General features: G+C 61.2%; 27 protein-coding genes. 14 read left to right on the forward strand and 13 right to left on the reverse strand.

What is annotated here, in order from left to right; genetic code table 11:
- Nucleotides 1-2: 2 nt before the first annotated feature.
- The 8 genes from AC1MDC_RS01830 to AC1MDC_RS01865 all read right to left on the reverse strand — a co-directional run bounded on the left by AC1MDC_RS01830 (nucleotide 3) and on the right by AC1MDC_RS01865 (nucleotide 6,772).
- On the reverse strand, nucleotides 3-260 hold the full coding sequence (locus tag AC1MDC_RS01830) for a hypothetical protein (protein ID WP_085698320.1): 258 nt from the start codon (nucleotides 258-260) through the stop codon (nucleotides 3-5).
- The gene (locus AC1MDC_RS01835) at nucleotides 257-469 is read right to left on the reverse strand and encodes a hypothetical protein (protein ID WP_227232805.1); all 213 of its coding nucleotides are present in this window, start codon (nucleotides 467-469) and stop codon (nucleotides 257-259) included. The genes AC1MDC_RS01830 and AC1MDC_RS01835 overlap by 4 nt, the downstream gene beginning before the upstream one ends.
- A gap of 255 nt (nucleotides 470-724) precedes the next feature.
- The gene (locus AC1MDC_RS01840; RefSeq protein ID WP_085703571.1) at nucleotides 725-904 is read right to left on the reverse strand and encodes a hypothetical protein; all 180 of its coding nucleotides are present in this window, start codon (nucleotides 902-904) and stop codon (nucleotides 725-727) included.
- Nucleotides 905-1,060: 156 nt separating this feature from the next.
- The gene (locus AC1MDC_RS01845) at nucleotides 1,061-2,236 is read right to left on the reverse strand and encodes a lactonase family protein (RefSeq protein WP_227232806.1); all 1,176 of its coding nucleotides are present in this window, start codon (nucleotides 2,234-2,236) and stop codon (nucleotides 1,061-1,063) included.
- On the reverse strand, nucleotides 2,233-2,541 hold the full coding sequence (locus tag AC1MDC_RS01850) for a DUF5629 family protein (protein WP_085703659.1): 309 nt from the start codon (nucleotides 2,539-2,541) through the stop codon (nucleotides 2,233-2,235). Before AC1MDC_RS01850 ends, AC1MDC_RS01845 begins: the two co-directional genes overlap by 4 nt.
- 166 nt (nucleotides 2,542-2,707) lie before the next feature.
- Nucleotides 2,708-4,288, reverse strand: coding sequence for an aldehyde dehydrogenase (NADP(+)) (locus AC1MDC_RS01855; protein WP_480392391.1), 1,581 nt, complete (start codon nucleotides 4,286-4,288; stop codon nucleotides 2,708-2,710).
- 9 nt (nucleotides 4,289-4,297) lie between these two features.
- Complete coding sequence (gene araD1 / locus AC1MDC_RS01860; protein WP_480392392.1) at nucleotides 4,298-5,290, reverse strand: AraD1 family protein; 993 nt, start codon at nucleotides 5,288-5,290, stop codon at nucleotides 4,298-4,300.
- Between the two features lie 159 nt (nucleotides 5,291-5,449).
- A complete protein-coding gene (locus tag AC1MDC_RS01865) occupies nucleotides 5,450-6,772 on the reverse strand; it encodes an MFS transporter (protein ID WP_085703575.1) in 1,323 nt (440 codons plus the stop codon).
- A 193-nt stretch (nucleotides 6,773-6,965) separates the two neighbouring features.
- Between AC1MDC_RS01865 and AC1MDC_RS01870 the strand changes: the two genes are divergently transcribed.
- Together AC1MDC_RS01870 and AC1MDC_RS01875 are read left to right on the forward strand one after the other, a co-directional pair.
- On the forward strand, nucleotides 6,966-8,702 hold the full coding sequence (locus AC1MDC_RS01870) for an IlvD/Edd family dehydratase (RefSeq protein WP_039766867.1): 1,737 nt from the start codon (nucleotides 6,966-6,968) through the stop codon (nucleotides 8,700-8,702).
- A 199-nt stretch (nucleotides 8,703-8,901) separates the two neighbouring features.
- Entirely contained in the window at nucleotides 8,902-9,621 is a 720-nt protein-coding gene (locus tag AC1MDC_RS01875) for a FadR/GntR family transcriptional regulator (RefSeq protein WP_085698314.1), read from the forward strand.
- 117 nt (nucleotides 9,622-9,738) lie between these two features.
- Here the strand turns inward: AC1MDC_RS01875 and AC1MDC_RS01880 are convergent, their stop codons facing one another.
- Together AC1MDC_RS01880 and AC1MDC_RS01885 are read right to left on the reverse strand one after the other, a co-directional pair.
- Nucleotides 9,739-12,123: an efflux RND transporter permease subunit gene (locus tag AC1MDC_RS01880; RefSeq protein ID WP_234205526.1), complete on the reverse strand. Its 2,385-nt coding sequence runs from the start codon at nucleotides 12,121-12,123 to the stop codon at nucleotides 9,739-9,741.
- 28 nt (nucleotides 12,124-12,151) lie between these two features.
- Nucleotides 12,152-13,180, reverse strand: coding sequence for a WD40/YVTN/BNR-like repeat-containing protein (locus AC1MDC_RS01885; protein ID WP_266200087.1), 1,029 nt, complete (start codon nucleotides 13,178-13,180; stop codon nucleotides 12,152-12,154).
- A gap of 325 nt (nucleotides 13,181-13,505) precedes the next feature.
- Here AC1MDC_RS01885 and AC1MDC_RS01890 point away from each other — a divergent pair, with 325 nt between their 5' ends.
- The 7 genes from AC1MDC_RS01890 (at nucleotide 13,506) to AC1MDC_RS01920 (ending at nucleotide 18,837) form a co-directional block, all read left to right on the forward strand.
- On the forward strand, nucleotides 13,506-14,096 hold the full coding sequence (locus tag AC1MDC_RS01890) for an amino acid synthesis family protein (protein WP_007957412.1): 591 nt from the start codon (nucleotides 13,506-13,508) through the stop codon (nucleotides 14,094-14,096).
- Between the two features lie 32 nt (nucleotides 14,097-14,128).
- Nucleotides 14,129-14,962, forward strand: coding sequence for an alpha/beta fold hydrolase (locus tag AC1MDC_RS01895; protein ID WP_085698311.1), 834 nt, complete (start codon nucleotides 14,129-14,131; stop codon nucleotides 14,960-14,962).
- Nucleotides 14,959-16,440 carry an aldehyde dehydrogenase gene (locus tag AC1MDC_RS01900; protein ID WP_085703579.1) on the forward strand — a complete coding sequence of 494 codons (1,482 nt, stop codon included), beginning with the start codon at nucleotides 14,959-14,961 and terminating at the stop codon, nucleotides 16,438-16,440. The genes AC1MDC_RS01895 and AC1MDC_RS01900 overlap by 4 nt, the downstream gene beginning before the upstream one ends.
- A gap of 12 nt (nucleotides 16,441-16,452) precedes the next feature.
- Nucleotides 16,453-16,938 (forward strand): flavin reductase family protein, encoded by a 486-nt coding sequence (locus tag AC1MDC_RS01905; protein ID WP_227232813.1) that lies wholly within the window; start codon nucleotides 16,453-16,455, stop codon nucleotides 16,936-16,938.
- Nucleotides 16,939-17,071: 133 nt separating this feature from the next.
- Nucleotides 17,072-17,461 carry a carboxymuconolactone decarboxylase family protein gene (locus tag AC1MDC_RS01910; RefSeq protein ID WP_085703660.1) on the forward strand — a complete coding sequence of 130 codons (390 nt, stop codon included), beginning with the start codon at nucleotides 17,072-17,074 and terminating at the stop codon, nucleotides 17,459-17,461.
- 58 nt (nucleotides 17,462-17,519) lie between these two features.
- Nucleotides 17,520-18,272, forward strand: coding sequence for a GntR family transcriptional regulator (locus AC1MDC_RS01915; RefSeq protein ID WP_085690311.1), 753 nt, complete (start codon nucleotides 17,520-17,522; stop codon nucleotides 18,270-18,272).
- A gap of 1 nt (nucleotide 18,273) precedes the next feature.
- Complete coding sequence (locus AC1MDC_RS01920) at nucleotides 18,274-18,837, forward strand: NUDIX hydrolase (RefSeq protein WP_085698309.1); 564 nt, start codon at nucleotides 18,274-18,276, stop codon at nucleotides 18,835-18,837.
- Between the two features lie 160 nt (nucleotides 18,838-18,997).
- Here the strand turns inward: AC1MDC_RS01920 and AC1MDC_RS01925 are convergent, their stop codons facing one another.
- Nucleotides 18,998-19,294, reverse strand: a complete 297-nt coding sequence (locus AC1MDC_RS01925; RefSeq protein WP_085698308.1) for a DUF1330 domain-containing protein — start codon at nucleotides 19,292-19,294, stop codon at nucleotides 18,998-19,000.
- A gap of 65 nt (nucleotides 19,295-19,359) precedes the next feature.
- Between AC1MDC_RS01925 and ribBA the strand changes: the two genes are divergently transcribed.
- From ribBA to AC1MDC_RS01950, 5 genes are all read left to right on the forward strand, one after another.
- A complete protein-coding gene (gene ribBA / locus AC1MDC_RS01930) occupies nucleotides 19,360-20,469 on the forward strand; it encodes a bifunctional 3,4-dihydroxy-2-butanone-4-phosphate synthase/GTP cyclohydrolase II (RefSeq protein ID WP_064380429.1) in 1,110 nt (369 codons plus the stop codon).
- A 166-nt stretch (nucleotides 20,470-20,635) separates the two neighbouring features.
- Nucleotides 20,636-21,661, forward strand: coding sequence for an ABC transporter substrate-binding protein (locus AC1MDC_RS01935; protein WP_085703580.1), 1,026 nt, complete (start codon nucleotides 20,636-20,638; stop codon nucleotides 21,659-21,661).
- Nucleotides 21,658-22,605: an ABC transporter permease gene (locus AC1MDC_RS01940; protein WP_227235608.1), complete on the forward strand. Its 948-nt coding sequence runs from the start codon at nucleotides 21,658-21,660 to the stop codon at nucleotides 22,603-22,605. Before AC1MDC_RS01935 ends, AC1MDC_RS01940 begins: the two co-directional genes overlap by 4 nt.
- A gap of 6 nt (nucleotides 22,606-22,611) precedes the next feature.
- A complete protein-coding gene (locus tag AC1MDC_RS01945) occupies nucleotides 22,612-23,421 on the forward strand; it encodes an ABC transporter permease (RefSeq protein WP_007957396.1) in 810 nt (269 codons plus the stop codon).
- A 16-nt stretch (nucleotides 23,422-23,437) separates the two neighbouring features.
- On the forward strand, nucleotides 23,438-24,592 hold the full coding sequence (locus AC1MDC_RS01950) for an ABC transporter ATP-binding protein (RefSeq protein WP_480392393.1): 1,155 nt from the start codon (nucleotides 23,438-23,440) through the stop codon (nucleotides 24,590-24,592).
- Nucleotides 24,593-24,734: 142 nt separating this feature from the next.
- On the opposite strand, the gene map is transcribed toward AC1MDC_RS01950, so the two are convergent.
- Complete coding sequence (gene map / locus AC1MDC_RS01955) at nucleotides 24,735-25,526, reverse strand: type I methionyl aminopeptidase (protein WP_227232817.1); 792 nt, start codon at nucleotides 25,524-25,526, stop codon at nucleotides 24,735-24,737.
- Nucleotides 25,523-25,783, reverse strand: coding sequence for a ParD-like family protein (locus AC1MDC_RS01960; RefSeq protein WP_085698303.1), 261 nt, complete (start codon nucleotides 25,781-25,783; stop codon nucleotides 25,523-25,525). The genes map and AC1MDC_RS01960 overlap by 4 nt, the downstream gene beginning before the upstream one ends.
- Between the last annotated feature and the right edge of the window lie 221 nt (nucleotides 25,784-26,004).

Genomic DNA, 26,004 nt, shown 5'->3' on the forward strand with positions numbered 1-26,004 from the left:
CGTTACGCCAGCACTTCACACATGCCGATCGCCGAGCAATCCACTTCGAACGGGCCGAGAAAACCGCTGGAAGTTTTCACCGGCGGATTGCCGGCCAGCAGCCCCAGCGCATTGGCCCGTTCGATGTTGTGCGCGATGTTGTGGTTGGCCTCTATGGCCCGGGCCAGCCCTCCGACCGAGCCCTGGCCGAACCCCAGGAGCGAGGCGCCGTTGGTCATGAACGCCAGTCCGGCAATGACCCAGAGTCTGTAGCCTTTCATGCTCCGCCGACTCCCGCGAGTTCAGTTGAATCCACCGCCGCGTTTTGCGAGCGGAGTTCGAACTGGATGCCGGGATGTGCAACGTCGATCGGTGCTTCGAAGCTGTGTTGCGACTGCGATGCCAGACTGACAAACAGCACCATGACCAGGTACAGACCGATGGCCACGTAGGCGCCGCGCTTGGCGGAAATGATGATTGAACTGGCCATGATGTGTGCTCCGTGGACAATGTTTCGAGGTCCACAGAATCGATCAAAAAAGCCGGGCTAACCACTCAGCGTTTGCCATAGTAACCATCAGCTTCGTTGATTATTTAGCCGATCTATCTCGCCGTTTGAAAATAGCTATCGCCGGTCGAACCGCAGACAAAAAACTGCCCAAGGCTGCGATCTTTTGATTTTGCTTTTTTAGAAACAAGATCAAAGGATCGCAGCCTCGGGCAGTTCCAGGGCGTGACGGAAATTTCAGTGTTGGGCTTTGTGATCCAGCGCGGCGTAGAAGTTGGCGCTTTGTTGCAGGTATTTCTGGGTGTAGCTCTGGGTGTGGGATTTTTTGCTGCTGATTTCAACGTTGGCACTGGCTGGCAGGGCCACGGTGGCGGAGATGGCGGAAGCGGCAATCACGGAGAAGAGATTGAAGTTCATGGCGGTAACCCTCGTGTTCAGTTGGCTTGCTTGCCCGGTTGGGCCGTGAAGCAAACTTAACGCTCGAGGGTTGATCGCTTGAAATGCTTTGCAACATTACCTGTTATCAGCAGGATTAATACAAAGCGTCAGGCCCCGCAGACCGGGGCCTGCGGCTTATTGACGCACGAGAAACTTGAGGTCGCTCGGGGCGTCCATCGGCAGTTTTTGCACGGTTTTGCCCAGCAGACCGGTCTTGCCGTCGCGCTCGACCACGACAATCTGGTTGCTCTTCTGGTTGGCGATCAGCAGGAATTTACCGCTTGGATCGAGGCTGAACTCACGCGGGTGGTCGCCTTCCACTGAACGTCGTTGCAATTCCTTTAGCTGGCCGCTGGCCGGGTCAATCGCGAATACCAGCAGCTGATTGGCAGTGCCACGGTTACTGACGTAAAGGAATTTGCCGTCGGCGGACGCATGCAGCGCCGCAGCGGCTTTGTCCGACGTCGGCTGGCCGGCCGCCAGATCAACCATTTGCGTCTGGGTCAGCACGCCGTCCTTGTAGTCGAATACCGCGACCTGAGCGCTCATTTCCATGGTCAGCCAGGCATGCTTGCCGTCCGCACTGAACAACAGATGACGCGGCCCACTGCCCGGTGGCAGTTGCACCGAAGCGGTTTTCGCCGGGGTCAGCGGCAGGTCTGGATTGGCTTTCGGGTCGAATTGGTAGATGAAGACCTTGTCCGCACCGAGATCATTGGAGAACACATAACGACCGTCCGGCGAAGAGACCGTCGAGTGCACGTGGTTCGAGGCCTGACGCTCCGGATTGACCCGGCTCGCCGGGTGCGCGCTCATCTGCACCACCGGTTTGAGCTGGCCGTCGCTGCCCACCGGCAATACCGCGAGGGTGCCGCCCGGATCTTCAACCACCGAGTAGTTGCTGACAAACAGATGGCTGGCGTCGCCGCTGAGGCTCGAATGGGTCGGCTCGTTGCCCAGGCTCTGGACCTGATTGATCAGGGTCAGGGCGTGGGTCTTGGGATCGATCGAATAACTGCTGACGCGACCGACCGGATCTTTCTGGCCTGGACCGTTTTCGTTGACCACGAACAACCGGTTCTGATCCTTGGACACGGTCAGCCACGACGGGTTTTCGCTCTTGATCACTTGCAGCGGCTTGGCGGCGATCTGGCCGGTGGCGCTGTCGAAGCTCATCCGGTAGATGCCTTCGCTGGGGCCGGCAGTGTAGGAGCCCACCAAAAACTGGAAGCTTTCGGCCGAGGCACTGGAAAGGCCCATCGCGCCGACGCTGCCGGCCATCAGCAATGGCCAGAATTTACGCATGTTCATTCGGTTTCATCCTCGTCATCGGCGCTGCTCAGTACATCGCCGAGGCAGACCAGACGGTGTTCGCCAACGGTTTTGGTGTCGCTGGCAAAACCGACGATCAGCCAGCTCTGCAGATCTTCATCAAACGTCGCCGCTGCAACTTGAGCCGGGGTGAATTCCCAATGCTTGGCGACCCGGCCATCGATGCATTCGATGTGCAGGTTGTCGTCTTCGTCGAGGGCGAATTCGAAAGCGTGCAGGCCGTCGATTTCGACCATACCGCAGTGTTCGAGGGCGTTGAGAAGGGTGTCGGTTACGGCAGTCATGGCAATCATGTCTTTCAGGGGGGAAAGGGCCAATGATAGCTCAAAGCTGTCGCTGGGCTCCTGTGGGAGCAAGCTTGCTCGCGAATACGGAGTGTCAGGCAATCAACAAGTGACTGGACGACCGCCTTCGCGAGCAAGCTCGCTCCCACAGGGATCTCGGGGTGGCTTAGAGGGCTTCGCGCGATGGCTTGCCATCGACCAGCCGCTGAATGCGCAGCGGGTTGGCGTTTTTCAGCGGTTCCGGCAGCAGGCTGTCGGGGTAGTTCTGGAAGCACACCGGACGCAGGAAACGATCGATCGCCAAAGTGCCCACCGAGGTGCCACGGGCATCGGAGGTCGCCGGATACGGCCCGCCGTGGACCATCGAATCACAGACTTCGACACCGGTCGGATAACCGTTGAGCAGGATCCGCCCGACCTTCTGTTCCAACAACGGCGTCAGCTCCGGGAAGCGCTCGAAATCCGCCTGTTCGCCGATGATTGTCGCCGTGAGCTGTCCGTGCAGGCCTTGCAATGCCGCGCTCAACTGCGCCTTGTCGGCCACTTCGACAATTACCGTGGTCGGCCCGAACACTTCTTCCTGCAACACTTCATCGCCATCGATCAGCAGGCTGACGTCCGCCTTGAACAACTGTGGCTGCGCCTGATTGCCTTGCTGCGGATTGCCCGCCAGATGCTCGATGCCGGTGTGCGCCAAGAGTTTTTCCAGGCCCTTGCCGTAGCTGCCAAGGGTGCCGGCATTGAGCATGGTTTGCGCCGGTTGATCACCGATCAGCGCCGCCACCTGCTCAACAAACGCGCTGAACTGCGGCGAGCGAATACCGATCACCAGACCAGGGTTGGTACAGAATTGGCCGCAGCCCTGCACCACCGACGCGGTCAGATCGCGGGCGACGGTTTCCGAACGCACGGCCAGCGCCTGGGGCAGCACGATCACCGGGTTGATGCTCGACATCTCGGCGAACACCGGGATCGGCTGAGGCCGTGCGGCGGCCATGTCACACAGCGCCCTTCCGCCTCGCAGCGAACCGGTGAAACCCACAGCCTGAATGGCCGGATGCTTGACCAACCATTCACCGACGCCCCCACCGTAGATCATGTTGAACACGCCAGCCGGCATCGCGGTTTTTTCTGCTGCACGGATCAGCGCGTCGGCCACAAGTTCAGCGGTGGCCATGTGGCCGCTGTGGGCCTTGAACACCACCGGGCAACCGGCCGCCAGCGCCGACGCGGTGTCGCCGCCGGCAGTGGAGAATGCCAGTGGAAAGTTGCTCGCGCCGAACACCGCCACCGGCCCCAGGCCGATGCGGTACTGGCGCAGATCCGGACGCGGCAGCGGCTGACGATCCGGCAACGGCAAGTCGATGCGCGCACCATAGAAATCACCGCGTCGCAGGACTTTGGCGAACAGTCGCATCTGGCCGCTGGTGCGCCCTCTTTCACCTTGGATGCGCCCGGCAGGCAATGCGGTTTCGCGGCAGACCACGGCGACGAAATCATCGCCCAGCGCATCCAGTTCATCGGCAATCGCATCGAGAAACTGCGCGCGGCGTTCAGCGCTGAGGCTGCGATACGCCGGATAGGCCGCCGCAGCGGCCTTGGCGGCAGCGTCCACTTCCGCTTCCGTGGCCTGAATGAAGTCGTGAGGCAGTGCCTCGCCCGTGGTGGCGTCGACGCTTTGCAGCTTGACGTTGCCTGCCGCACTGCGACGGCCGCCGATGTAGTTGTGACCGAGAATCTGAGTCATGGGATCTCCTTAAAGGGTGCCGATGCTGTCCGGTTCGAATACCGCTGCGACCGGAGCGATGCCGTTGACCAGCGGTGCGCCGAATTCAGCCTGGCTGATCTCGAACACATCGCCCGGCTGGGTGCGGATGCCGTCGGCAAACGACAGGGTCGCCGTGCCGAAGAAGTGAATGTGCACATCACCGGGACGCAGGAACTGGCTGTACTTGAAGTGGTGATATTCGAGGTTCGCCAGGCTGTGGCACATGTTGGCCTCGCCGCTGAGGAATTCGTTCTGCCACAGCACTTGGCCGGCACGCAGGATGCGGCTGGTGCCGGCCAGGTGTTGCGGCAACTTACCCACGCGCAGCTCCGGACCATAGCTGCAACTGCGCAGCTTCGAATGGGCCAGGTACAGGTAATTCTTGCGTTCCATGACGTGATCGGAGAATTCGTTGCCCACCGCAAAACCGAGGCGATACGGCTTGCCGTCGTGGCCGATGATGTAGAGACCGGCCATTTCCGGTTCCTCACCGGCGTCTTCGGCAAACGGCGGCAGCGGGAATGGCTGACCGGGACGCACGACAATGCTGCCGTCGCCCTTGTAGAACCACTCAGGCTGCACGCCTGCCTGCCCCGCCGCCGGTTTGCCGCCCTCCACGCCCCACTTGAAGATGCGCATGGTGTCGGTCATCGCCGCTTCGTCGCCGACCTGTTGGTGCATCTTGTCCCGGGCAGACGCGCTGCCAAGATGCGTGAGGCCGGTGCCGCTGACCAACATGTGCGCCGGGTCCGGGTGGTCCAGCGGCGGCAGGATGCGCAGCTCTTTCAGTAACTGCGCGTAATCGTGGCGGGTGCCCAGCCCCAGGGTTTGCACTTGCTGCGCGAGGGTGCTGCCGGCCTCGATCGCGGCCAAGGCCAGATCACGAACGGTGCGCGCATCCTGCACTTCACGCAGCAGACCGTTTTCGACCACCCCGACACGGCGCTCGCCGCTACTCAATTCGAATTGAACCAGATGCATAAATCCTCTCCTATTCCCTCAAAAACACCGCCGATCCCCGTGGGAGCGAGCTTGCTCGCGAAGGCGGTGCATCAGTCACCACAAATGTTGAATGAGCCGAACACTTCGTCGGATCGCCGCCCGGAGCAAGCTCGCTCCCACGGGGTCGGTGATAGTCATTCAGGTTCGGGTGGCGCCTCGGGCACTCGCTGCAAACTGCTCGACCGGCAGCACATGTTTGCGCTCCAGCAAGCGATAGACGACGCCCGTCAGAACCAGCCCGCACACCATCACCCCGGACAGGAAGTACAGGCCCGAAGCGAGGTTGCCGGTGTATTCCTTCAGCGCGCCGATCACGAACGGACCGATATAGCCGCCGAGGTTGCCCACCGAGTTGATCAACGCAATCCCGGCCGCCGCACTGGCACCGGCGAAGAAGCGACCCGGCAAAGTCCAGAACACCGCCGTGCAGGAAAACAGCGAGAACGCCACCAGACACAACGCCGCCAGTTGCGCCACCGGCAACGACAGCCAGGCGCTGAGGAACAGGCCGATCGCGCCCAGTACATAGAGCACCGCCAGATGACCGTAACGGTCATTCAAACGGTCGGAACTGCGCGGAATGATCAGCAGGCCGATGATCCCGAAGATGTACGGCACCGATGACACGAAACCGGTCACCAGATCGCTGCCGCCAAACTGTTTGATCAGGGTCGGCAGCCACAGGCCCAGGCCGTAAATGCTCAGGGTCACCGGCAGGTAAAACAGCGCCAGCAGCAATACGCGTTTGTCCTTGAGCGCGTGCAACGGATTGCCGTGACGGGTCTGGCCGTATTCCTGCAGGTCTCTTTTCAGCTCGCCGGTCAGCCAGTCTTTCTCGGCCTGATCCATCCATTTCACTTGCTGCGGGCCGTCCGGCAGCCAGCGCAATACCGGCCAGGTCAGCAGGATCGCCGGGGTGCCGATGACGATGAACAGCCACTGCCAGCCGTGCAGGCCGAGGATGCCGTCCATGCCCAGCAGACCGCCGGACACGGGGCCGGTGATCATCATCGCGATGGGTTGGGAAAGGATGAACAGCCCGAGGATCTTGCCGCGATGACGCACCGGGAACCATTGGGTGATGTAGTACAGAACGCCGGGAAAGAACCCCGCCTCCGCCGCGCCGAGCAGAAAGCGCATGACGTAGAAACTGTGCGGGCCCTGGACGAACGCCATGCCGATGGTGATTGCGCCCCAGGTGATCATGATCCGCGCGAACCAGCGCCGCGCACCAAAGCGTTCGAGCATCAGGTTGCTGGGAATCTCTAACAGGAAGTAGCCGATGAAGAACAGCCCGGCACCGAGGCCGTAAGCGGCATCGCCGATACCCACGTCGGCGCCCATGTGCAGCTTGGCGAAGCCGACAGCGGAGCGATCCACATAGGCGATCAGGTACAGCAGGATCAGGAAGGGAATCAGTTTCAGTGTGATGCGCCGGACAAGCCGCAGTTCCTGGCTCATGAGATCGGTCTCCGATTGTTGTTTTTATGGAACCTCGGGGGACGCCTCTCACGCAAAGCCGCCAGGGCCATCCCTCCGTCGAAAACGACTATATAGTAATACTAATTACGCAACAACACTTCCAAACCGTCGATTTTGAGCTTATGTTTAGCCAAAGCTCGCAAACAATAGTCTTACAATAAGAGAATCGATCATGTCTGATAAGAAACCCACCCTGCGCTCCGCCCAATGGTTTGGCACGGCCGACAAAAACGGCTTCATGTACCGCAGCTGGATGAAGAATCAGGGCATCGCCGACCATCAGTTCCACGGCAAGCCGATCATCGGCATCTGTAACACCTGGTCGGAGCTGACCCCGTGCAACGCGCACTTTCGCCAGATCGCGGAGCACGTCAAACGCGGTGTGATCGAGGCCGGCGGCTTCCCGGTGGAATTCCCGGTGTTTTCCAACGGTGAATCGAACCTGCGCCCGACCGCCATGCTCACCCGCAACCTGGCGAGCATGGATGTCGAGGAAGCGATTCGCGGCAACCCGATTGACGGCGTAGTGCTGCTGACCGGTTGCGACAAGACCACCCCGGCGCTGCTGATGGGCGCGGCCAGTTGCGACGTGCCGGCGATCGTCGTCACCGGCGGGCCGATGCTCAACGGCAAGCACAAGGGCAAGGACATCGGCTCCGGCACCGTGGTCTGGCAGCTCAGCGAGCAGGTCAAGGCGGGCACCATCACAATTGACGATTTCCTCGCGGCCGAAGGCGGCATGTCCCGTTCGGCTGGCACCTGCAACACCATGGGCACCGCGTCGACCATGGCCTGCATGGCCGAAGCACTGGGCACGTCGCTGCCGCACAACGCGGCGATTCCGGCGGTGGATGCGCGGCGTTATGTGTTGGCGCACATGTCCGGCATGCGTGCGGTGGAGATGGTTCGTGAAGACCTGAAACTGTCGAAGATCCTGACCAAGGAAGCCTTCGAAAACGCGATCCGGGTCAACGCGGCGATTGGCGGTTCGACCAACGCGGTAATCCACCTCAAAGCCATCGCCGGACGCATCGGCGTCGAGCTGGATCTGGACGACTGGACCCGTATTGGTCGCGGCATGCCGACCATCGTCGACCTGCAACCGTCCGGGCGTTTCCTGATGGAAGAGTTCTACTATGCGGGCGGCTTGCCAGCCGTACTGCGCCGCCTCGGCGAGGCCAATCTGATTCCCAATCCGAACGCGCTGACCGTCAACGGCAAATCCATCGGCGAGAACACCAAGGACGCGCCGATCTACGGCGAAGACGAAGTGATCCGCCCGCTGGACAACCCGATCCGAGCCGACGGCGGGATCTGTGTATTGCGCGGCAACCTGGCGCCACTGGGCGCGGTGCTCAAGCCGTCAGCCGCCACGCCGGAACTGATGCAGCACCGTGGTCGCGCCGTCGTGTTCGAGAACTTCGACATGTACAAGGCGCGAATCAACGACCCGGAACTGGACGTCGATGCGAACTCGATTCTGGTGATGAAAAACTGCGGGCCGAAGGGTTATCCGGGCATGGCCGAAGTCGGCAACATGGGCTTGCCGGCCAAACTGCTGGCGCAGGGCGTGACCGACATGGTGCGCATCTCCGACGCGCGGATGAGCGGCACCGCTTACGGCACGGTTGTGTTGCACGTCGCCCCGGAAGCGGCGGCAGGCGGGCCTCTGGCGGCGGTGAAGGAAGGCGACTGGATCGAGCTGGACTGCGCCAGCGGGCGTTTGCACTTGGATATTCCGGACGCCGAACTGGCGGCGCGCATGGCGGATCTGCAACCGCCGCAACAGCTGTTGGTGGGTGGGTATCGTCAGTTGTATATCGACCATGTGCTGCAGGCGGATCAAGGTTGCGATTTCGACTTCCTGGTAGGTTGCCGAGGTGCCGAGGTTCCGCGTCACTCTCACTGACCTTCCCCACTGATCGTTCCCATGCTCCGCGTGGGAATGCAGCCCGGGACGCTCTGCGTCCCATTCGAGAGCTGGAACGCGGAGCGTCCCTTGAGGCATTCCCACGCAGAGCGTGGGAACGATCATTGCGTAGGTCCAGATTACGCCGTGCCTGCTATGATGCGCGGCATCTCCATCGCTCAGGATCGCGCCGCTCCCCATGGATTACCGCAAACCTTCCGACCGTAAAAGCATGCACTCGCGCATCGTCCAGGAACTGGGCATGCAGATTGTTTCCGGACGCTTTCTGCCCTGCGACAAGCTGCCCGCCGAAGCCTTGCTCTGCGAGGAATACGCGGTCAGCCGGCCGGTGTTGCGCGAAGCCACGCGAGTGCTGGTCGCCAAGGGCCTGGTGTATTCGAAACCACGGGTCGGCACGGTGGTCAAGCCACGCCGCGAATGGCACATGCTCGACCCGGACGTGCTGCACTGGCTGATGCAAAGCAGCCCGCAGAACGAGTTTTTCAATGTCCTGACCAGCGTGCGCAGCATCATCGAACCGGCCGCCGCCGCCCTCGCCGCCCAGCACGCCACCGATGCCGATATCGCATCGATTGCCGAGGCTTACCAGCGCATGGAAGCCGCGCCGAGCCCGGAAGCCTTGCTGCAACCGGATCTGGATTTTCACAGCCGGATTGCCGACGCGACTCACAACGATTTGTTGGCGAACCTGTGCAACATGCTGTCGGTGGCGATTGCCGAGGCGTTGAAGCATTCGAACCAGCGACCGAATCTGCATGAACTGGCGTTGCCTCGGCACAAGGCGATTCTGACGGCGATCGAGAACCGGGATGCGTTAGGGGCGCGGCATGCGACGCTGGTGCAGCTGGATGATGCACGGAGTGCCTTGAGTGTTGTGCTCGGCACCGAACTCTCCTGAACACAACTAAACCCTGTGGGAGCTGGCAAACCAGCTCCCACAGGGTTAATCGTGAACTTCGCGAAATAAAAAAGCCGCAACCCCAGGGTTGCGGCTTTTTCGTTTCAGGCTCGCCGATCAGTGAGCAAACAGGGAATTACCCTTCTGCCCCGCCAGCTTCTCCGGCTTGATCAGGAACTTCGCCAGTGCCGGCAGCAGCCACAGCGCACCGAACATGTTCCACAGCAGCATGAAGGTCAGCATCAGGCCCATGTCAGCCTGGAACTTGATCGCCGAGAAGATCCAGGTGCAGACGCCGATGGCCAGGCACAGACCGGTGAACAGCACCGCTTTACCGGTGGATTTCAAGGTCTGGTAATAGGCTTCCTGCAAAGGCAGGCCGGCGCGCAGGAAGCTTTCCAGACGGCTGTAGATGTAAATGCCATAGTCCACGCCGATTCCCACACCCAGCGCCACCACCGGCAGTGTCGCTACCTTGACGCCGATGCCCATGAACGCCATCAGCGCGTTGCCCAGCACCGAGGTCAGCACCAGCGGCAGCACAATGCACAAGGTCGCCGCCCAGGAGCGGAAGGTGATCATGCACATGACCGCCACGCAGATGTACACCAGGATCAGGATGGTCAGCTCGGACTTCTTGATCACCTCGTTGGTGGCCGCTTCGATCCCGGCGTTACCGGCAGCGAGGATGAACTCCAGGCCTTCCTTGTTGTTTTCCTTGGCGAACTCCTGCACCGCATGCACCGCGCGATCCAGGGTTTCAGCCTTGTGATCGTTGAGGAACACCAGCACCGGCGCCAGCGAGCAACTGTTGTTGTACAGGCCGTCGGCCCGGGCGATGGAGTTGTTCAGCACGTCCGGGTTGCGCGACAGGGTTTCCCATTTCAGGTTGCCCTCGTTCATGCCCTTGATCATCTGCTTGGACACCGTCACCAGTGAGATCGCCGACTGCACGCCCTCGGTGTTCTGCATCTTCCACATCAGCTCGTCGATCGGCGCCATGGCTTCATAGCGCGAGCAGCCTTCGGACTTGGTCTTGACCATCACTACCAGCACGTCGGAACTGGTGGAGTAGTTGCTGATGATGAAGTTGTTGTCCTTGTTGTAGCGCGAATCCGGACGAAGCTCCGGCGCGCCCTGGTCGAGGTCGCCGATCTTCAGGTTCTGGCTGTACCAGAGACCGCCACCGAAGGCGACCAGCGCCAGGGCGATGGAAATCGGGGCGACTTTAGGGTTGGCGAAGTTCGACAGCAGGCGCCAGAACGGATGTTCGCGGTGCGCATCCTTCTTGCTCTTGGCGATGGCGCGCTTGCTGATGCCGACATAGGAAATCGCCACCGGCAGCAGGATCAGGTTGGTGAACACGATCACCGCCACACCGATGGATGCACCGATGGCCAGTTCGCGAATCACGCCGATGTCGATGATCAGTAGCGTAATGAAGCCGACCGCGTCCGCCAGAATCGCGATCATCCCCGGCAGGAACAGCTGACGGAAGGTCCGCCGTGCCGCCGTCAACGCGTTATCGGCCTCACCGGATTGCAGGGCGATACCGTTGATTTTCTGCACGCCGTGGGAAATGCCGATGGCGAAGATCAGGAACGGTACCAGCATCGAATAAGGGTCGAGGCCGAACCCGAAGAAGTGCATCAGCCCCAGTTGCCAGATCACCGCCACCAGCGTGGTGCTCAATACTGCCACGGTGCTGCGCAGGCAGTTGGTGAACCACAGCAGCAGGATCAGGGTGATGACGAAGGCGATGCCGAAGAACATCACCACCATCACCAGACCATCGATCAGGTCACCGACCTTCTTGGCGAAGCCGACGATGTGAATCTTGACGTTGGGGTTCTGCGCTTCGAACTTGTTGCGGATCTTGTCTTCGAGCTCATGGGAGAACTGGCGATAGTCCAGCGCCAGCAGCTTGCCCTGGTCCTGCGGGTCCGGGTAGGACTCCAGCAGCGGGATGTCGACGATGCTCGACTTGAAGTCGTTGGCCACCAGACGCCCGACCTGGCCGGACTTGAGTACGTTGTTGCGCAGCAGATCGAGGCTGTCTTGGGAGCCGTTGTAGCTTTGCGGGATCACTTCGCCGCCGGCAAAACCTTCCTCGGTCACTTCGGTCCAGCGCACGCTCGGGCTCCACAGCGACTTCAGACCTGAACGGTCGACGCCGGAGATGTAGAACACCTCGTCGTTGATCTGACGCAGGGTCTCCATGTACTCCTTGGAGAAGATGTCGCCATCCTTCGCTTCCACCGAAATGCGCACGGTGTTGCCCAGGTTCGCCAGATCGTTGCGATGCTCCATCATCTTTTCAATGAACGGATGCTTGAGCGGGATCATCTTTTCGAAACTGGTGGACGGGCGGATCAGCGTGGCCTGCCAGAACAGGAAAATGCTGACCAGCAGGCAGATCACGATCACTGCCGGGCGGTTGTTGAAGATCAGGCGCTCGAGAAACGTCGCCTTGTCCTGATGATGAGTGCTCAAGGAAGTCATAGCCCCGCCTTCTTATTATTGATTCGGCTCATTTGCCCAGCTCGGCGCCGTTCGCGGTTGTCACCCGAACGCCACCCTGCCCGCTCAGGATCAGATTGCCGTTGCCGGCGGCGGTGACCGACGACAGCGAGATGCGATCCGGACGGTTGAACACGCTGAAGGTTTCGCCGTTGTCACTGCTGCTGACCACCGAGCCGCCGTTGCCGACGATGACGATGGAGCCGTCGTCGAGCAGTGTGGCGCCGGACAGGCCGAACTCCAGCGAACCGCGCGCGGCTTTCAGTTCAACCTGCTCCCAAGTGCTGCCGAAATCGGTGGACCGGTAAAGATTGCCGCGCAGACCGTAGGCCAGCAGGGTTTGCGGTTGCGCCGTGCCGATCACGCCGAACAGCGAACCTTCGTACGGGCCTTCGAGTTTTTCCCAGGTCTGGCCCCAGTCGGCGGAGCGGAACATGCTGCCCGACTCGCCGACGATGAACAGGCCGGCGTCTTTTACGGCGCCGATGGCGTTGAGGTGGAACTGGTCTTCGTTGTCGAGGCGATCGCTGACGTCTTCCCAGTGCTTGCCGCCGTCGGTGGTTTCCAGCAGCGCGCCGTAGGCACCCACGGCCAGGCCACTGTTGACGTCCTTGAACCAGACGTCGAGCAGCGGTGATTCGCGTTTGAGGTCTTCGAACTGTTTGGTCCAGGTCAGGCCGCCGTCTTCGCTGGCGAGAATCTGTGCGTCGTGGCCGACGGCCCAGCCATGCTTGTCATCGACGAAATACACGGCGGTCAGCAACTGGCGGCTCGGCACTTTGGCCTGGGTCCAGGTCTTGCCCTGATCGTCGGAATAGAGAATGTGCCCGCGATCCCCGACCGCCACCAGCCGGGTTCCGGCGTGAACGACATCGAGCATCAGGCTTTTCGAGGCCTTGGCCGATTCGGTGGAATAGACCACGTCGGCTGGCGCTTCGGCCGCCAGGACAGGCGCCGACAAGGTGGCAAAGCCCAGCAGAGAGAGTGCTGTGGCCAGCAACGCGGTGTTGCGTAACGCCGGCGGGCGGCAACGACTCATAGACCTTCCCCTGTTTATTATTGTTGGTCATGGACCTTAAAGGGCGCCGCAAGGGTGCTCACGGTGACTGCCTGGTCACAAGCATAGTCCTGAAACCCGCCATCCAGAGCCCCTTCGGAAGCTGGCTCATCCTATCGGGCATTCGAAACGTCTGACAATCGGCGCAACGTTATCTTTTGTTAACCGAAAGGGACTACAGCGGCGGCTGAATGCGCGGGCATTCGTCCGACTGATGGCAGGGATTCTTGCGAGAGGGACTTGCACGATCGGTATTATGGTATACCATCAGACGCACAGACACTCTTTATCCCCTACGGAGCAGCTCATGAGTTTCGAAATTCGCAAGATCGTCAGCTATGTCGAAGAGACCTTCATCGAAGGCGGCAAGGCGTCCGACACCCCGGTGACCATGGTCGGCCTGGCCGTCGTGATGAAGAACCCGTGGGTCGGCAATGGCTTTGTCGAAGACCTCAAGCCGCAGATCCGCGCCAATTGCTCCGACCTCGGCGCGATGATGGTCGAGCGTCTGGTGGGCATCATCGGCGGTGCCGAGAAGATCGAGGCTTATGGCAAAGCGGCTGTGGTCGGCGCCGATGGTGAAATCGAGCACGCGTCGGCGGTGATCCACACCCTGCGCTTCGGCAATCACTACCGCGAAGCGGTCAAGGCCAAGAGTTATCTGAGCTTCACCAACAAGCGTGGCGGTCCGGGCACTTCGATCCAGATCCCGATGATGCACAAGGACGACGAAGGCCTGCGCTCGCACTACATCACTCTGGAAATGCAGATCGAAGACGCCCCGCGCGCCGACGAAATTGTCGTGGTGCTCGGTTGCGCCGACGGTGGTCGCCTGCACCCGCGCATCGGCAACCGTTACATCGATCTGGAAGAACTGGCCGCCGAAAAAGCCCAGTAATCACAATAAAAAAGGCATTGCAGGAGCGCTCCATGATTCGGCTCACCGCTGAACTCACCCCGGCCGGCACCAGTTATCTGGCGACCGGCCAAGGCCAACCCGTGGTGTTGATCCACGGCGTGGGTCTGAATAAAGAAATGTGGGGCGGCCAGATCGTTGGCCTGGCCACGCAATACCGGGTGATCGCCTACGACATGCTCGGCCATGGTGCCAGCCCGCGACCGGCCAGCGGCACTGCCCTGCTCGGTTATGCCGATCAGTTGCTGGAGCTGCTCGACCACCTGCAATTGCCCGAGGCATCGGTGATCGGCTTTTCCATGGGCGGTCTGGTGGCGCGGGCGTTTGCCCTGCATTACCCCGAACGCCTGAAAAGCCTGGTGGTGCTCAATAGCGTATTCAACCGCAGCGAAGAGCAACGCGCCGGCGTCATCGCCCGTACCGCGCAAGCCGCCAAGCACGGGCCGGACGCGAATGCCGAAGCGGCGCTGTCGCGCTGGTTCAGCCGCGAATATCAGGCGGCCAACCCGGCGCAGATCGCCGCGATTCGCCAGACCCTTGCCGGCAATGATCCGCAAGGCTATCTGACGACCTACGAACTGTTCGCCACCCAGGACATGTACCGCGCCGACGACCTGGGCAGCATTCAGGCGCCGACGCTGATCGCCACCGGCGAACTGGATCCCGGATCGACCCCGGAAATGGCCGAGCAACTGGCCGCGCGCATTCCCGGCGCGAAGGTTGCCGTGCTGCCGGAGCAACGGCATATGATGCCGGTAGAGTCGCCACGGCTGGTGAACCAGACGCTGCTGGAATTTCTCGACACCGCACACGCCCGACAAAACCATATAAAGGGGATCGTTGCATGACGCTCGCACGCTTCCAGATGTGCATCGGCGGAGAATGGGTCGACGCCCTCTCCGGCAAGACTTTCGAAAGCCTCAACCCGGCGCTCGCCGAGCCCTGGGCCGAACTGCCCGACGCCGATGAGGCCGATGTCGAACGCGCCGTGCAAGCAGCACAGACCGCCTTCGACAGCCCGGCATGGCGTGATTTGACCGCCACCGCGCGCGGCAAACTGTTGCGCCGTCTCGGTGATCTGATCGCCGAGAACAAGGAACAACTGGCGCAGCTGGAAAGCCGCGACAACGGCAAGCTGATCCGCGAAACCCGGGGGCAGGTCGGTTATCTGCCGGAGTTCTTCCACTACACCGCCGGCCTTGCGGACAAGCTCGAGGGCGGCACCCTGCCGCTGGATAAGCCCGATCTGTTCGCGTACACCGTGCACGAAGCCATGGGCGTGGTTGCCGCGATCATTCCGTGGAACAGCCCGCTTTATCTGACCGCGATCAAACTGGCGCCAGCGCTGGCAGCGGGTAACACGATTGTGATCAAACCGTCCGAACATGCCTCGGCGACCATTCTGGAGCTGGCGCGCCTGGCCCTCGAAGCCGGTATTCCGCCGGGTGTGGTCAACGTCGTCACCGGCTACGGCCCGAGCACCGGCGCCGCCCTCACCCGTCATCCGCTGATCCGCAAAATCGCCTTCACTGGCGGCGCGGCCACGGCCCGGCATGTGGTGCGCAGCAGCGCCGAGAACTTCGCCAAGCTGTCGCTGGAGCTGGGCGGCAAGTCGCCGAACATCATCTTCGCCGACGCCGATCTCGACAGCGCGATCAACGGCGCCATCGCCGGGATCTACGCCGCGTCCGGGCAGAGCTGCGTCTCCGGTTCGCGACTGCTGGTGCAGGATGAAATCTACGACGAATTCGTCAGCCGGCTGGCGGAGCGCGCCCAGCGCATCCGCATCGGCAACCCGCAGGACGACAGCAGCGAAATGGGCCCGATGGCCACCGCGCAGCAACTGGCCGTGGTGGAAGGTCTGGTGGCCGACGCCATCGCTGAAGGCGCGCGTCTGCGTCTGGGCGGCAAGCGTCCGAGTGGCGTGGGCGATGGCTGGTTCTACGAGCCGACGCTGTTCGAGTGCGACCGCAACTCGATGAAGATCATGCAGGAAGAAGTCTTCGGCCCGGTGGCCTCGGTGATCCGCTTCAAGGACGAAGCCGAAGCGCTGGCGATTGCCAACGACTCGCAGTTCGGCCTCGCCGCCGGCATCTGGACTCGCGATCTGGGCCGCGCCCACCGTCTGGCCCGGGACGTGCGCTCGGGGATCATCTGGGTCAATACCTACCGCGCGGTGTCGGCAATGGCACCGATCGGCGGCTTCAAGAACAGTGGCTATGGACGCGAAAGCGGCATCGATTCGGTGCTGGCCTACACCGAACTGAAAACGGTGTGGATCAACCTCTCCCAGGCGCCGATGCCTGATCCGTTTGTGATGCGTTAGGAGTCCTGCGACATGATCGAACCCGGCATTTACAAAGACGTCATGAGCTCGTTTCCGTCCGGGGTCACGGTGGTCACCACCCTCGACCCGGACGGCGGCATCGTCGGCATCACCGCCAGCGCCTTCAGTGCGCTGTCGATTGATCCGGCGCTGGTGCTGTTCTGCCCCAACTACGCCTCCGACACCTACCCGGTGCTGCGCGACAGCAAGCGTTTTGCGATCCATTTGCTGTCCGCTGACCAGACGGCCGAGGCCTATGCTTTCGCCGGCAAAGGCAAGGACAAGGCCAACGGCATCGAGTGGCATTTGAGCGAGCTGGGTAACCCGATCCTCGCCAGGGCCACGGCGATCATCGAGTGCGAACTATGGCGCGAATACGATGGTGGCGACCACGCGATCATCGTCGGCGCGGTGAAGAACCTGATCCTGCCGGAGCAACCGGTGACGCCGATGATTTATCACAAGGGCAAGCTCGGCGCGTTGCCGACCTTGGCTTGAGAAAATAACGCGAAACCCTGTGGGAGCGAGCTTGCTCGCGAAGGCGTAGTGTCAGTCGAAATCAATGTTGCAGGTGCTGACGCTATCGCGAGCAAGCTCGCTCCCACAGGGAATGGTGGTGTGAGAGGTAATGATGAACAACGAGAAGTATGAAAAGGGCCTGAAGATCCGCACACAGGTGCTGGGCGAAGCCTATGTGCAGCGCTCGATCGAGAGCGCCGACGACTTCACCCGTCCGTTGCAGGAAATGGTCACCGAATACTGCTGGGGCCACGTCTGGGGACGCGACGGTCTGTCGCTCAAGGAGCGCAGCATGATCAACCTGGCGATGATCTCGGCGCTCAACCGCCCGCACGAACTGAAACTGCATGTGCGCGGCGCCTTGCGTAACGGCCTGAGTCGTGAGCAAATACGCGAAATTCTGCTTCAGGTCGGTATTTATTGCGGCGTCCCGGCAGCCGTGGACAGTTTCCGGCTCGCCCGTGAAGCCTTCGCCGAAGCCGACGCCGAGGCCTCCAGTTAACCCCTCGGCTGTTTGAATGCCCGTCTGGCATGGACAGCCAACTTAAAGAGCGGACCCCATGAAACGCCTGCCACTCGACGACAGCTTCAAGGTCAATCGCAACCCCGTCACCCTGCGCGAAATCGTGCTGGATAAACTGCGAAGCGCCATCATGAACTTCCAGCTGCTGCCGGGCGATCGCCTGGTGGAGCGCGATCTGTGCGATCGCCTGGGCGTGAGCCGTACGTCGGTGCGTGAAGCCTTGCGTCACCTGGAATCCGAAGGCCTGGTGGAATTCGCCGACGCCAAGGGCCCGCGCGTGGCGATCATCACCCTCGCCGATGCCGTCGACATTTATGAACTGCGTTGCGTGCTTGAAGGCCTGATCGTCCAGCTGTTCACCCTGCGTGCCAAGGCCAAGGACATCAAGGCCCTGGAAAAAGCCCTCGACGAGAACCGCAAGGCGCTCAAGGACGGCGAACTGCAACAGGTGATCGACTCGGTGCAGGGTTTCTACGACGTGCTGCTGGAAGGCTCGGGCAACCATGTGGCGGCCACCCAGTTGCGCCAGTTGCAGGCGCGCATCAGTTACCTGCGGGCGACGTCGGTATCCCAGGAAAACCGTCGCGGCGCCAGTAATCACGAAATGGAAAAAATGGTCGAGGCGATCAAGAGCGGTGACGCACTCGCAGCGCATCAAGCCTGCGTCGATCACGTTCGTGCGGCGGCGGCAGTGGCCCTCGATTACCTGAAGCGCAAACAGGAAGAAACCGGCGCCACACCGGCGATCACCCTGCCCATCGCGCTGAAAGAACCGCGCATAGGTCACTGACATGTTCAGCCCGAGCTTTTGCCCGAAATGCGGTGGCACTGACCTCGGTCAGCAAGTACCGCCGGGCGATACGCACGAGCGCCTGATGTGCCGCGGCTGCGGCTACATCCACTATGTGAACCCGAAAATCATCGCCGGCTGCATCATCGAGCAGGACGGCAAATACCTCCTGTGCCAACGGGCGATTCCCCCGCGCCCCGGCACCTGGACCCTGCCCGCCGGTTTCATGGAAAGCGGCGAAACCACCGAACAGGCCGCCCTGCGCGAGGTCTGGGAAGAAAGCGGCGTACGCGCGGAAATCGTCTCGCCTTACTCGATCTTCAGCGTGCCGAAGATCAGCGAGGTCTACATCATCTTCCGCGCCCTCGCGCTGGAAATCACCGGCCAGTACGGCCCGGAAACCCTCGCCTGCAAATTCTTCGCCCCCGAAGACATTCCGTGGGACCAGATCTACTACCCGGCGATCCGGCAGATCCTCGAACGCTACATCGAGGAACGCCAGGCCGGGGTGTATGGCATGTACATGGGCAATGACGACAGCGGCAAGATTCATTTCATGCGTTGACAGTCACCTTCCTCCTTTTTCTGCTCGTTCCCACGTCGAGGCGTCGAACCGTCCGCGTGGGAATGCCTGTTCGGACGCTCCGCGTTCGGCGGTTCAGGGACGCGGAGCGTCCAGGGCTGCATTCCCACGCAGAGCGTGGGAACGATCAATACCGTGGAGTTCAGAGGTGGCCGATGCCTTCAACGATGACAATCTCCGCCCTAGCCCATTCCTCCCTGTAACTTTTCGCTTCCTGATACGCCGCCGAGCGATAACACGCCACGGCCTGTTCGTAGCTGTCGAATTCGATCACCACGCTACGCTGCGGTGTCGTCCGCCCTTCCATCGCTTCGCTGCGCCCGCCTCTGGCTAAGAACTTCGCGCCGAACTCCGCAAACGCCTTCGGCGCGCGCTGGGTGTATTGGCTGTAGTGATCGGGATCGGTGATGTCCACGTGAGCAATCCAGTACGCCTTCATAGTGACCTCTTGGTTGATTTTGTATTATGGTATACCACGAATTTCATCCACATCGAGAGTTCAGCATGGCCTTCAACAGCATCGAAGAAATCATCGAAGATTATCGCCTCGGCAAAATGGTGCTGCTGGTCGATGACGAAGACCGGGAAAACGAAGGCGACCTGCTGCTGGCTGCTGATCGTTGCACGCCCGAGGCGATCAGTTTCATGGCCCGCGAAGCTCGAGGGCTGATTTGCCTGACCCTGACCGACGATCATTGTCAGCGCCTGGGACTTGAGCAAATGGTGCCGAGCAATGGCAGCGTGTTCAGTACCGCGTTCACGGTTTCCATCGAAGCGGCGGTGGGCGTGACTACCGGGATTTCCGCAGCCGACCGCGCCTGCACGGTGGCTGCTGCGGTGGCGCCGAACGCTCGCGCTGAAGACCTGGTGCAGCCCGGTCATATCTTCCCGCTGCGGGCCAAGGAAGGTGGCGTGCTGACCCGCGCCGGCCACACCGAGGCCGGTTGTGATCTGGCGCGGCTCGCCGGGTTCACGCCAGCCTCGGTGATTGTCGAAGTGATGAACGACGATGGCACCATGGCCCGCCGTCCGGATCTGGAAGTCTTCGCGCGCAAGCACGGGATCAAGATCGGCACCATCGCCGACCTGATCCACTATCGCCTGAGCACCGAACACACCATCGAGCGCATCGGCGAGCGGGAACTGCCGACGGTGCATGGCACGTTCCGTTTGATCACTTTCGAAGATCGTATCGAGGGCGGCGTGCACATGGCGATGGTCATGGGTGAGCTGCGCCGCGAAGAGCCGACGCTGGTGCGCGTGCATGTCATTGATCCGCTGCGGGATCTGGTCGGCGCCGAGTACAGCGGGCCGACGAACTGGACATTGTGGGCGGCGCTGCAACGGGTCGCGGCCGAAGGGCATGGCGTGGTGGTGGTGCTGGCCAATCATGAGTCGTCGCAGGCGTTGCTGGAGCGCATTCCGCAATTGACTCAACCGCCACGGCAATTCAGTCGTTCGCAATCGCGAATCTATTCCGAGGTGGGCACCGGGGCGCAGATTCTGCAGAACCTGGGCGTCGGCAAGCTGCGCCACCTGGGCCCGCCGCTCAAATATGCCGGTTTGACCGGCTACGATCTGGAAGTGGTCGAGAGCATTCCGTTCACCGAATAATCCCGTTTGCCAGATAGCCGGTAAGGCAAAGTGCTTGCACAAAGTTTGGAATACCATAATATGATATTCCATAGACCGGACGACCTGAAAAACCGTCCAGCTACTGCTCCCGACAGGCGGGCAACAACGCAAGCCCGCTCAAAAACACAACAATGAGGGCGTAAAAATGGTGTTGAACAAAGCTGCAACCGCGATCTTTCTTGCGGGACTGCTGAGCGTGACCGGCCAGGCCGCGATGGCCGCCGAGAGTGTGAACTTTGTCAGCTGGGGCGGTAGCACCCAGGATGCGCAGAAACAGGCCTGGGCCGATCCGTTCAGCAAGGCCAGCGGCATCACCGTCGTGCAGGACGGCCCGACCGACTACGGCAAACTCAAGGCCATGGTCGAAAGCGGCAACGTGCAATGGGATGTGGTCGACGTCGAAGCCGATTTTGCCCTGCGTGCTGCGTCCGAAGGCCTGCTCGAACCCCTCGATTTCAAACAGATCCAGCGCGACAAGATCGACCCGCGTTTCGTCAGCGACTACGGCGTCGGCTCGTTCTTCTTCTCCTTCGTCCTCGGCTATAACGAGGGCAAACTCGGCGCCAACAAGCCGCAGGACTGGAGCGCGCTGTTCGACACCAAGACTTTCCCCGGCAAACGCGCCCTGTACAAATGGCCGAGCCCCGGCGTGCTTGAACTGGCTCTGCTCGCCGACGGCGTGCCGGCCGACAAGCTCTACCCGCTGGACCTGGATCGCGCCTTCAAGAAACTCGACACCATCAAGAAAGACATCGTCTGGTGGGGCGGCGGCGCGCAGTCGCAGCAACTGCTGGCTTCCGGTGAAGCGAGCATGGGCCAGTTCTGGAACGGCCGGATTCACGCTCTGCAAGAAGACGGCGCACCGGTCGGCGTGAGCTGGAAACAGAACCTGGTCATGGCCGACATTCTGGTCGTGCCAAAGGGTTCGAAAAACAAGGACGCGGCGATGAAGTTCCTGGCCAGCGCCAGCAGTGCCAAAGGCCAGGCGGACTTCTCCAACCTGACCGCCTACGCCCCGGTCAACGTCGACAGCGTGCAGCGTCTGGACTCGACGCTGGCCCCGAACCTGCCGACTGCCTACGCTAAGGATCAGATCACTCTTGATTTCGCGTACTGGGCCAAGAACGGTCCGGCCATCGCGACACGGTGGAACGAATGGCTGGTCAAATGAAAATGGCGGCCACCGCGTCCCGTCCCTCCACTGCCACCGGGAGCGCCACGAGCGCTGCCGGCCAGGCTGAAGGCAAAAAGGCGAGTGCCATGGCGCAAGCCCCGTCCCTCAAGCAACGCTGGCGCGGCGCCGGCAACCTCGCGCCGGCGCTGTTGTTCCTCGGTCTGTTCTTTCTCGCCCCGCTGATTGGCTTGTTGCTGCGCGGCGTGCTGGAACCGGTGCCGGGCCTTGGCAACTACGAACAACTGTTCGCCAACTCGGCGTACGCACGGGTGCTGTTCAACACCTTCTCGGTGGCAGGACTGGTGACGGTGTTCAGCCTGCTACTTGGATTCCCGCTGGCCTGGGCAATCACTCTGGTGCCGCGCGGCTGGGGCCGCTGGATTCTCAACATCGTGCTGCTGTCGATGTGGACCAGCCTCCTCGCCCGCACCTATTCCTGGCTGGTGTTGTTGCAGGCCTCGGGCGTCATCAACAAGGCGCTGATGGCGCTGGGCATCATCGATCAGCCGCTGGAAATGGTGCACAACCTGACCGGCGTGGTGATCGGCATGAGCTACATCATGATCCCGTTCATCGTGCTGCCGTTGCAGGCGACCATGCAGGCCATCGACCCGATGATCCTGCAGGCCGGCTCGATCTGCGGCGCGAGCCCCTGGACCAACTTCTTCCGGGTGTTCCTGCCGCTGTGCCGGCCGGGTCTGGCGTCCGGCGGGTTGATGGTGTTCGTGATGTCGCTCGGTTACTACGTCACCCCGGCACTGCTGGGCGGGGCGCAGAACATGATGCTGCCGGAGTTCATCATTCAGCAGGTGCAGTCGTTCCTCAACTGGGGCCTGGCCAGCGCCGGCGCCGCATTGCTGATCGTCATCACGCTGGTGCTGTTTTACGTCTACCTGAAGCTGCAGCCGGAATCCCCGGTTGGCGCCAGTCACGCGAGGTAAACCGACATGCTCCTGACGCCCAATGCCATGAGTCGCCGGATGCGCTTCGGCCTGTATTTCACCACCGGGCTGATCGGCCTGTTCCTGCTGTTGCCGATCGTGTTCATCGTCCTGCTGTCGTTCGGTTCGTCGCAGTGGCTGGTGTTCCCGCCGCCGGGCTGGACGCTGAAATGGTACGTGCAGTTCTTCTCCAATGCCGACTGGATGAGCGCAGCGCTGGCCAGCCTCAAGGTCGCCGTGCTGACCACGATCTGCGCCGTCGCCCTCGGTTTGCCGACTGCCTTTGCGCTGGTCCGTGGACGCTTCCCCGGCCGGGAAATGCTCTACGGTCTGTTCACCCTGCCGATGATCGTGCCGCTGGTGATCATCGCGGTGGCGGTGTACGCGCTGTTCCTCAAACTCGGTTACACCGGGACGATGTTCGCCTTCGTCGTCAGCCATGTGATCGTCGCGCTGCCGTTCACCATCATCTCGATCATCAACTCGCTGAAGCTGTTCGATCAGTCGATTGAAGACGCGGCGGTAATCTGCGGCGCGTCACGCCTGCAAGCGGTGTTCAAGGTGACATTCCCGGCGATTCGACCGGGCATGGTCGCCGGCGCCCTCTTTGCCTTCCTGGTTTCGTGGGACGAGGTGGTGCTCAGCGTGATGATGGCCAGCCCGACCCTGCAAACCCTTCCCGTGAAAATGTGGACCACCCTGCGCCAGGACCTGACGCCCGTGATCGCCGTCGCCTCGACGCTGCTGATCGGCCTGTCGGTATTGGTCATGGTGATCGCCGCCGCTTTGCGCCGGCGCAACGAAATCAGCGCCTGAGCGCCAGGAGTACGACATGAGTGCCGTGATCAAAGACGCATCCCAGCAGAACGACAAACCCCTGGTCAGCCTGCGCAACCTGAACAAGCACTACGGCGATTTTGCGGCCGTGGACAACATCTCGCTGGACATCAAGGACGGCGAGTTCCTGACCTTCCTCGGCTCCAGCGGCTCGGGCAAAAGCACCACGCTGTCGATGCTCGCCGGCTTCGAAACCCCGAGCAGCGGCGAGATCCTGGTCAACGGCCAGTCGCTGGTGAACGTGCCGCCGCACAAGCGCGACATCGGCATGGTGTTCCAGCGCTATTCGCTGTTCCCGCATCTGTCGGTACGCGACAACATCGCGTTTCCTCTCACGATCCGCAAACTCGCGGCTGCCGAGCGTGACAAGCGCGTCGATGCGATGTTGAAACTGGTACAACTGGAACAATTCGCCCATCGCCGCCCTTCGCAACTGTCCGGCGGCCAGCAGCAGCGGGTCGCCATTGCACGGGCGCTGGTTTACGAGCCACGTATTCTGTTGATGGACGAACCGCTCGGTGCGCTGGACAAGAAGCTGCGTGAAGACTTGCAGGATGAACTGCGTCAGTTGCACCGTCGCCTCGGCATCACCATCGTTTACGTGACCCATGACCAGGAAGAAGCCATGCGCCTGTCCCAGCGCATCGCAATTTTCAGTCACGGCAAGATTGTCGGGCTCGGCAGCGGTTATGACCTTTATCAGAACCCGCCGAATGCGTTTGTGGCGTCGTTTCTGGGCAACTCGAACTTTCTCAAGCTCAAGGCGCAGGGTAATGCGGCGGCGAGTTTCGAGGGGCAGTCGCTTTCGATTCGCCTGACGGCCGGATTGCAGACCGGGCAGGATGTTTTGCTGATGGTGCGCCCGGAAAAGGCGTTGGCGTTGAGTGTGCAGCAGGCGAATGACGAGCCGCTGGCGGCGGGTTGGAATGAGGTTTCGGCGAAGGTGGTCGAGGTGTTGTTTCTGGGTGAAAGTCAGACTTGCAGCGTGGTCACATCGGGTGGCACTTCCATGACGGTCAAGGCGCTATCGGCAGCCGGGATGCCGTTGAAGGCTGGCGATCCGGTGCGGGTTCGCTGGGCGACGGCGGATGCATGTGTCTACACCGAGTGGGCCGAAAGCGATCTGAACAAGGCCGCCGGATCGCACTAAGGTCTTCAGAAAACAACGCAATCCTGTGGGAGCGGCGGTGCGACGATTCGACTTGCCCGCGAATAGGCCGGCACATTTAACATCAATACTGAATATGCTGACGCCTTCGCGAGCAAGCTCGCTCCCACAAGTCTTGCACCAGTCAGTTAATTGGCGGATACCCTTCGATCTGATCGGGCCAGGCTGTCAACACCTCAAACCCGTCTTCCGTCACCGCCACCATGTGCTCCCACTGCGCCGACAACGACTGATCCTTCGTCACCACTGTCCAGCCATCCGCCAGGCTCTTCACATGCCGCTTGCCGGCATTGAGCATCGGCTCGATGGTGAAAATCATCCCCGCCTTCAATTTCAGCCCCTGCTCCGGGTAACCGTAATGCAGCACCTGCGGTTCATCGTGATAAACCTTGCCGATCCCGTGCCCGCAATATTCGCGCACCACGCTGAACCCTTCTTTCTCCGCCAGCGTCTGGATCGCATGACCGATGTCACCCAACGTGGCGCCCGGCCGCACGACGCGGATGCCCGCGCACATGGCGTCGTAAGTGGTCTTGATCAGATGCCGCGCCTCGGGCGTCGGCTCACCGACCACGTACATGCGGCTGGTGTCGCCAAACCAACCGTCCTTGATCACCGCGATGTCGAGGTTGACGATGTCGCCGTCCTTCAACACGCGCTTCGACGGAATGCCGTGGCAGACCACTTCGTTGACTGACGCGCAGACGGTTTTCGGAAAGCCGTGATAACCGACGTTGGCCGGAATCGCCTTCTGCACATTGACGATGTAGTCGTTGCACAACTGGTCGAGCTGATCGGTGGTGACGCCAGCCTTGACGTGCGGCACCAGCATCGCCAGTACGTCAGCAGCCAACTGCGCAGCCACTCGGGATTGGGCGATTTCGGCCTGGGTGTTGATCTTGATCGGGTTTCTCATACCTTGGCCGCCTCTTTGACCGAGGCGTTCTGCGCGGCATCGGCCAATGCGCAGACTTGCTGCAGATCCAGACCGCCCGACTGTTCGGCGCGAATCAGCAACCGGCAAATGGCATGGTGATCCAGGTCGGGATACAGCTCGGCGAGCATGCCGATGCGCATCCAGTGTTCAGCCTGCGCGTTGATCGAACGGCTGAGTGCGTTGCTGGAGATGCGCAGATTCTCGTGCATGTCCTCTGAAATCTTTACGATGCCCATGGCAATATCCGATACGAATTGTATATGAATCGTATATTAATCGTGTATCGACCGGGATTGCAAATGTTGGTGTCCGGTCGCGCGCGGTGGTCACCGGCCTGTTGCGCTTGTCTCTGCGTTTGTTGAACGCTGAAGACGCCCTTTCAATACTCGATGACGCCTGCGTATAAACCCTGCAAGTCACTTCCTTCCCCTCGCTGATTTCGTTCTATCGTTAGATC

This window comes from Pseudomonas sp. 1, assembly GCF_056626735.1.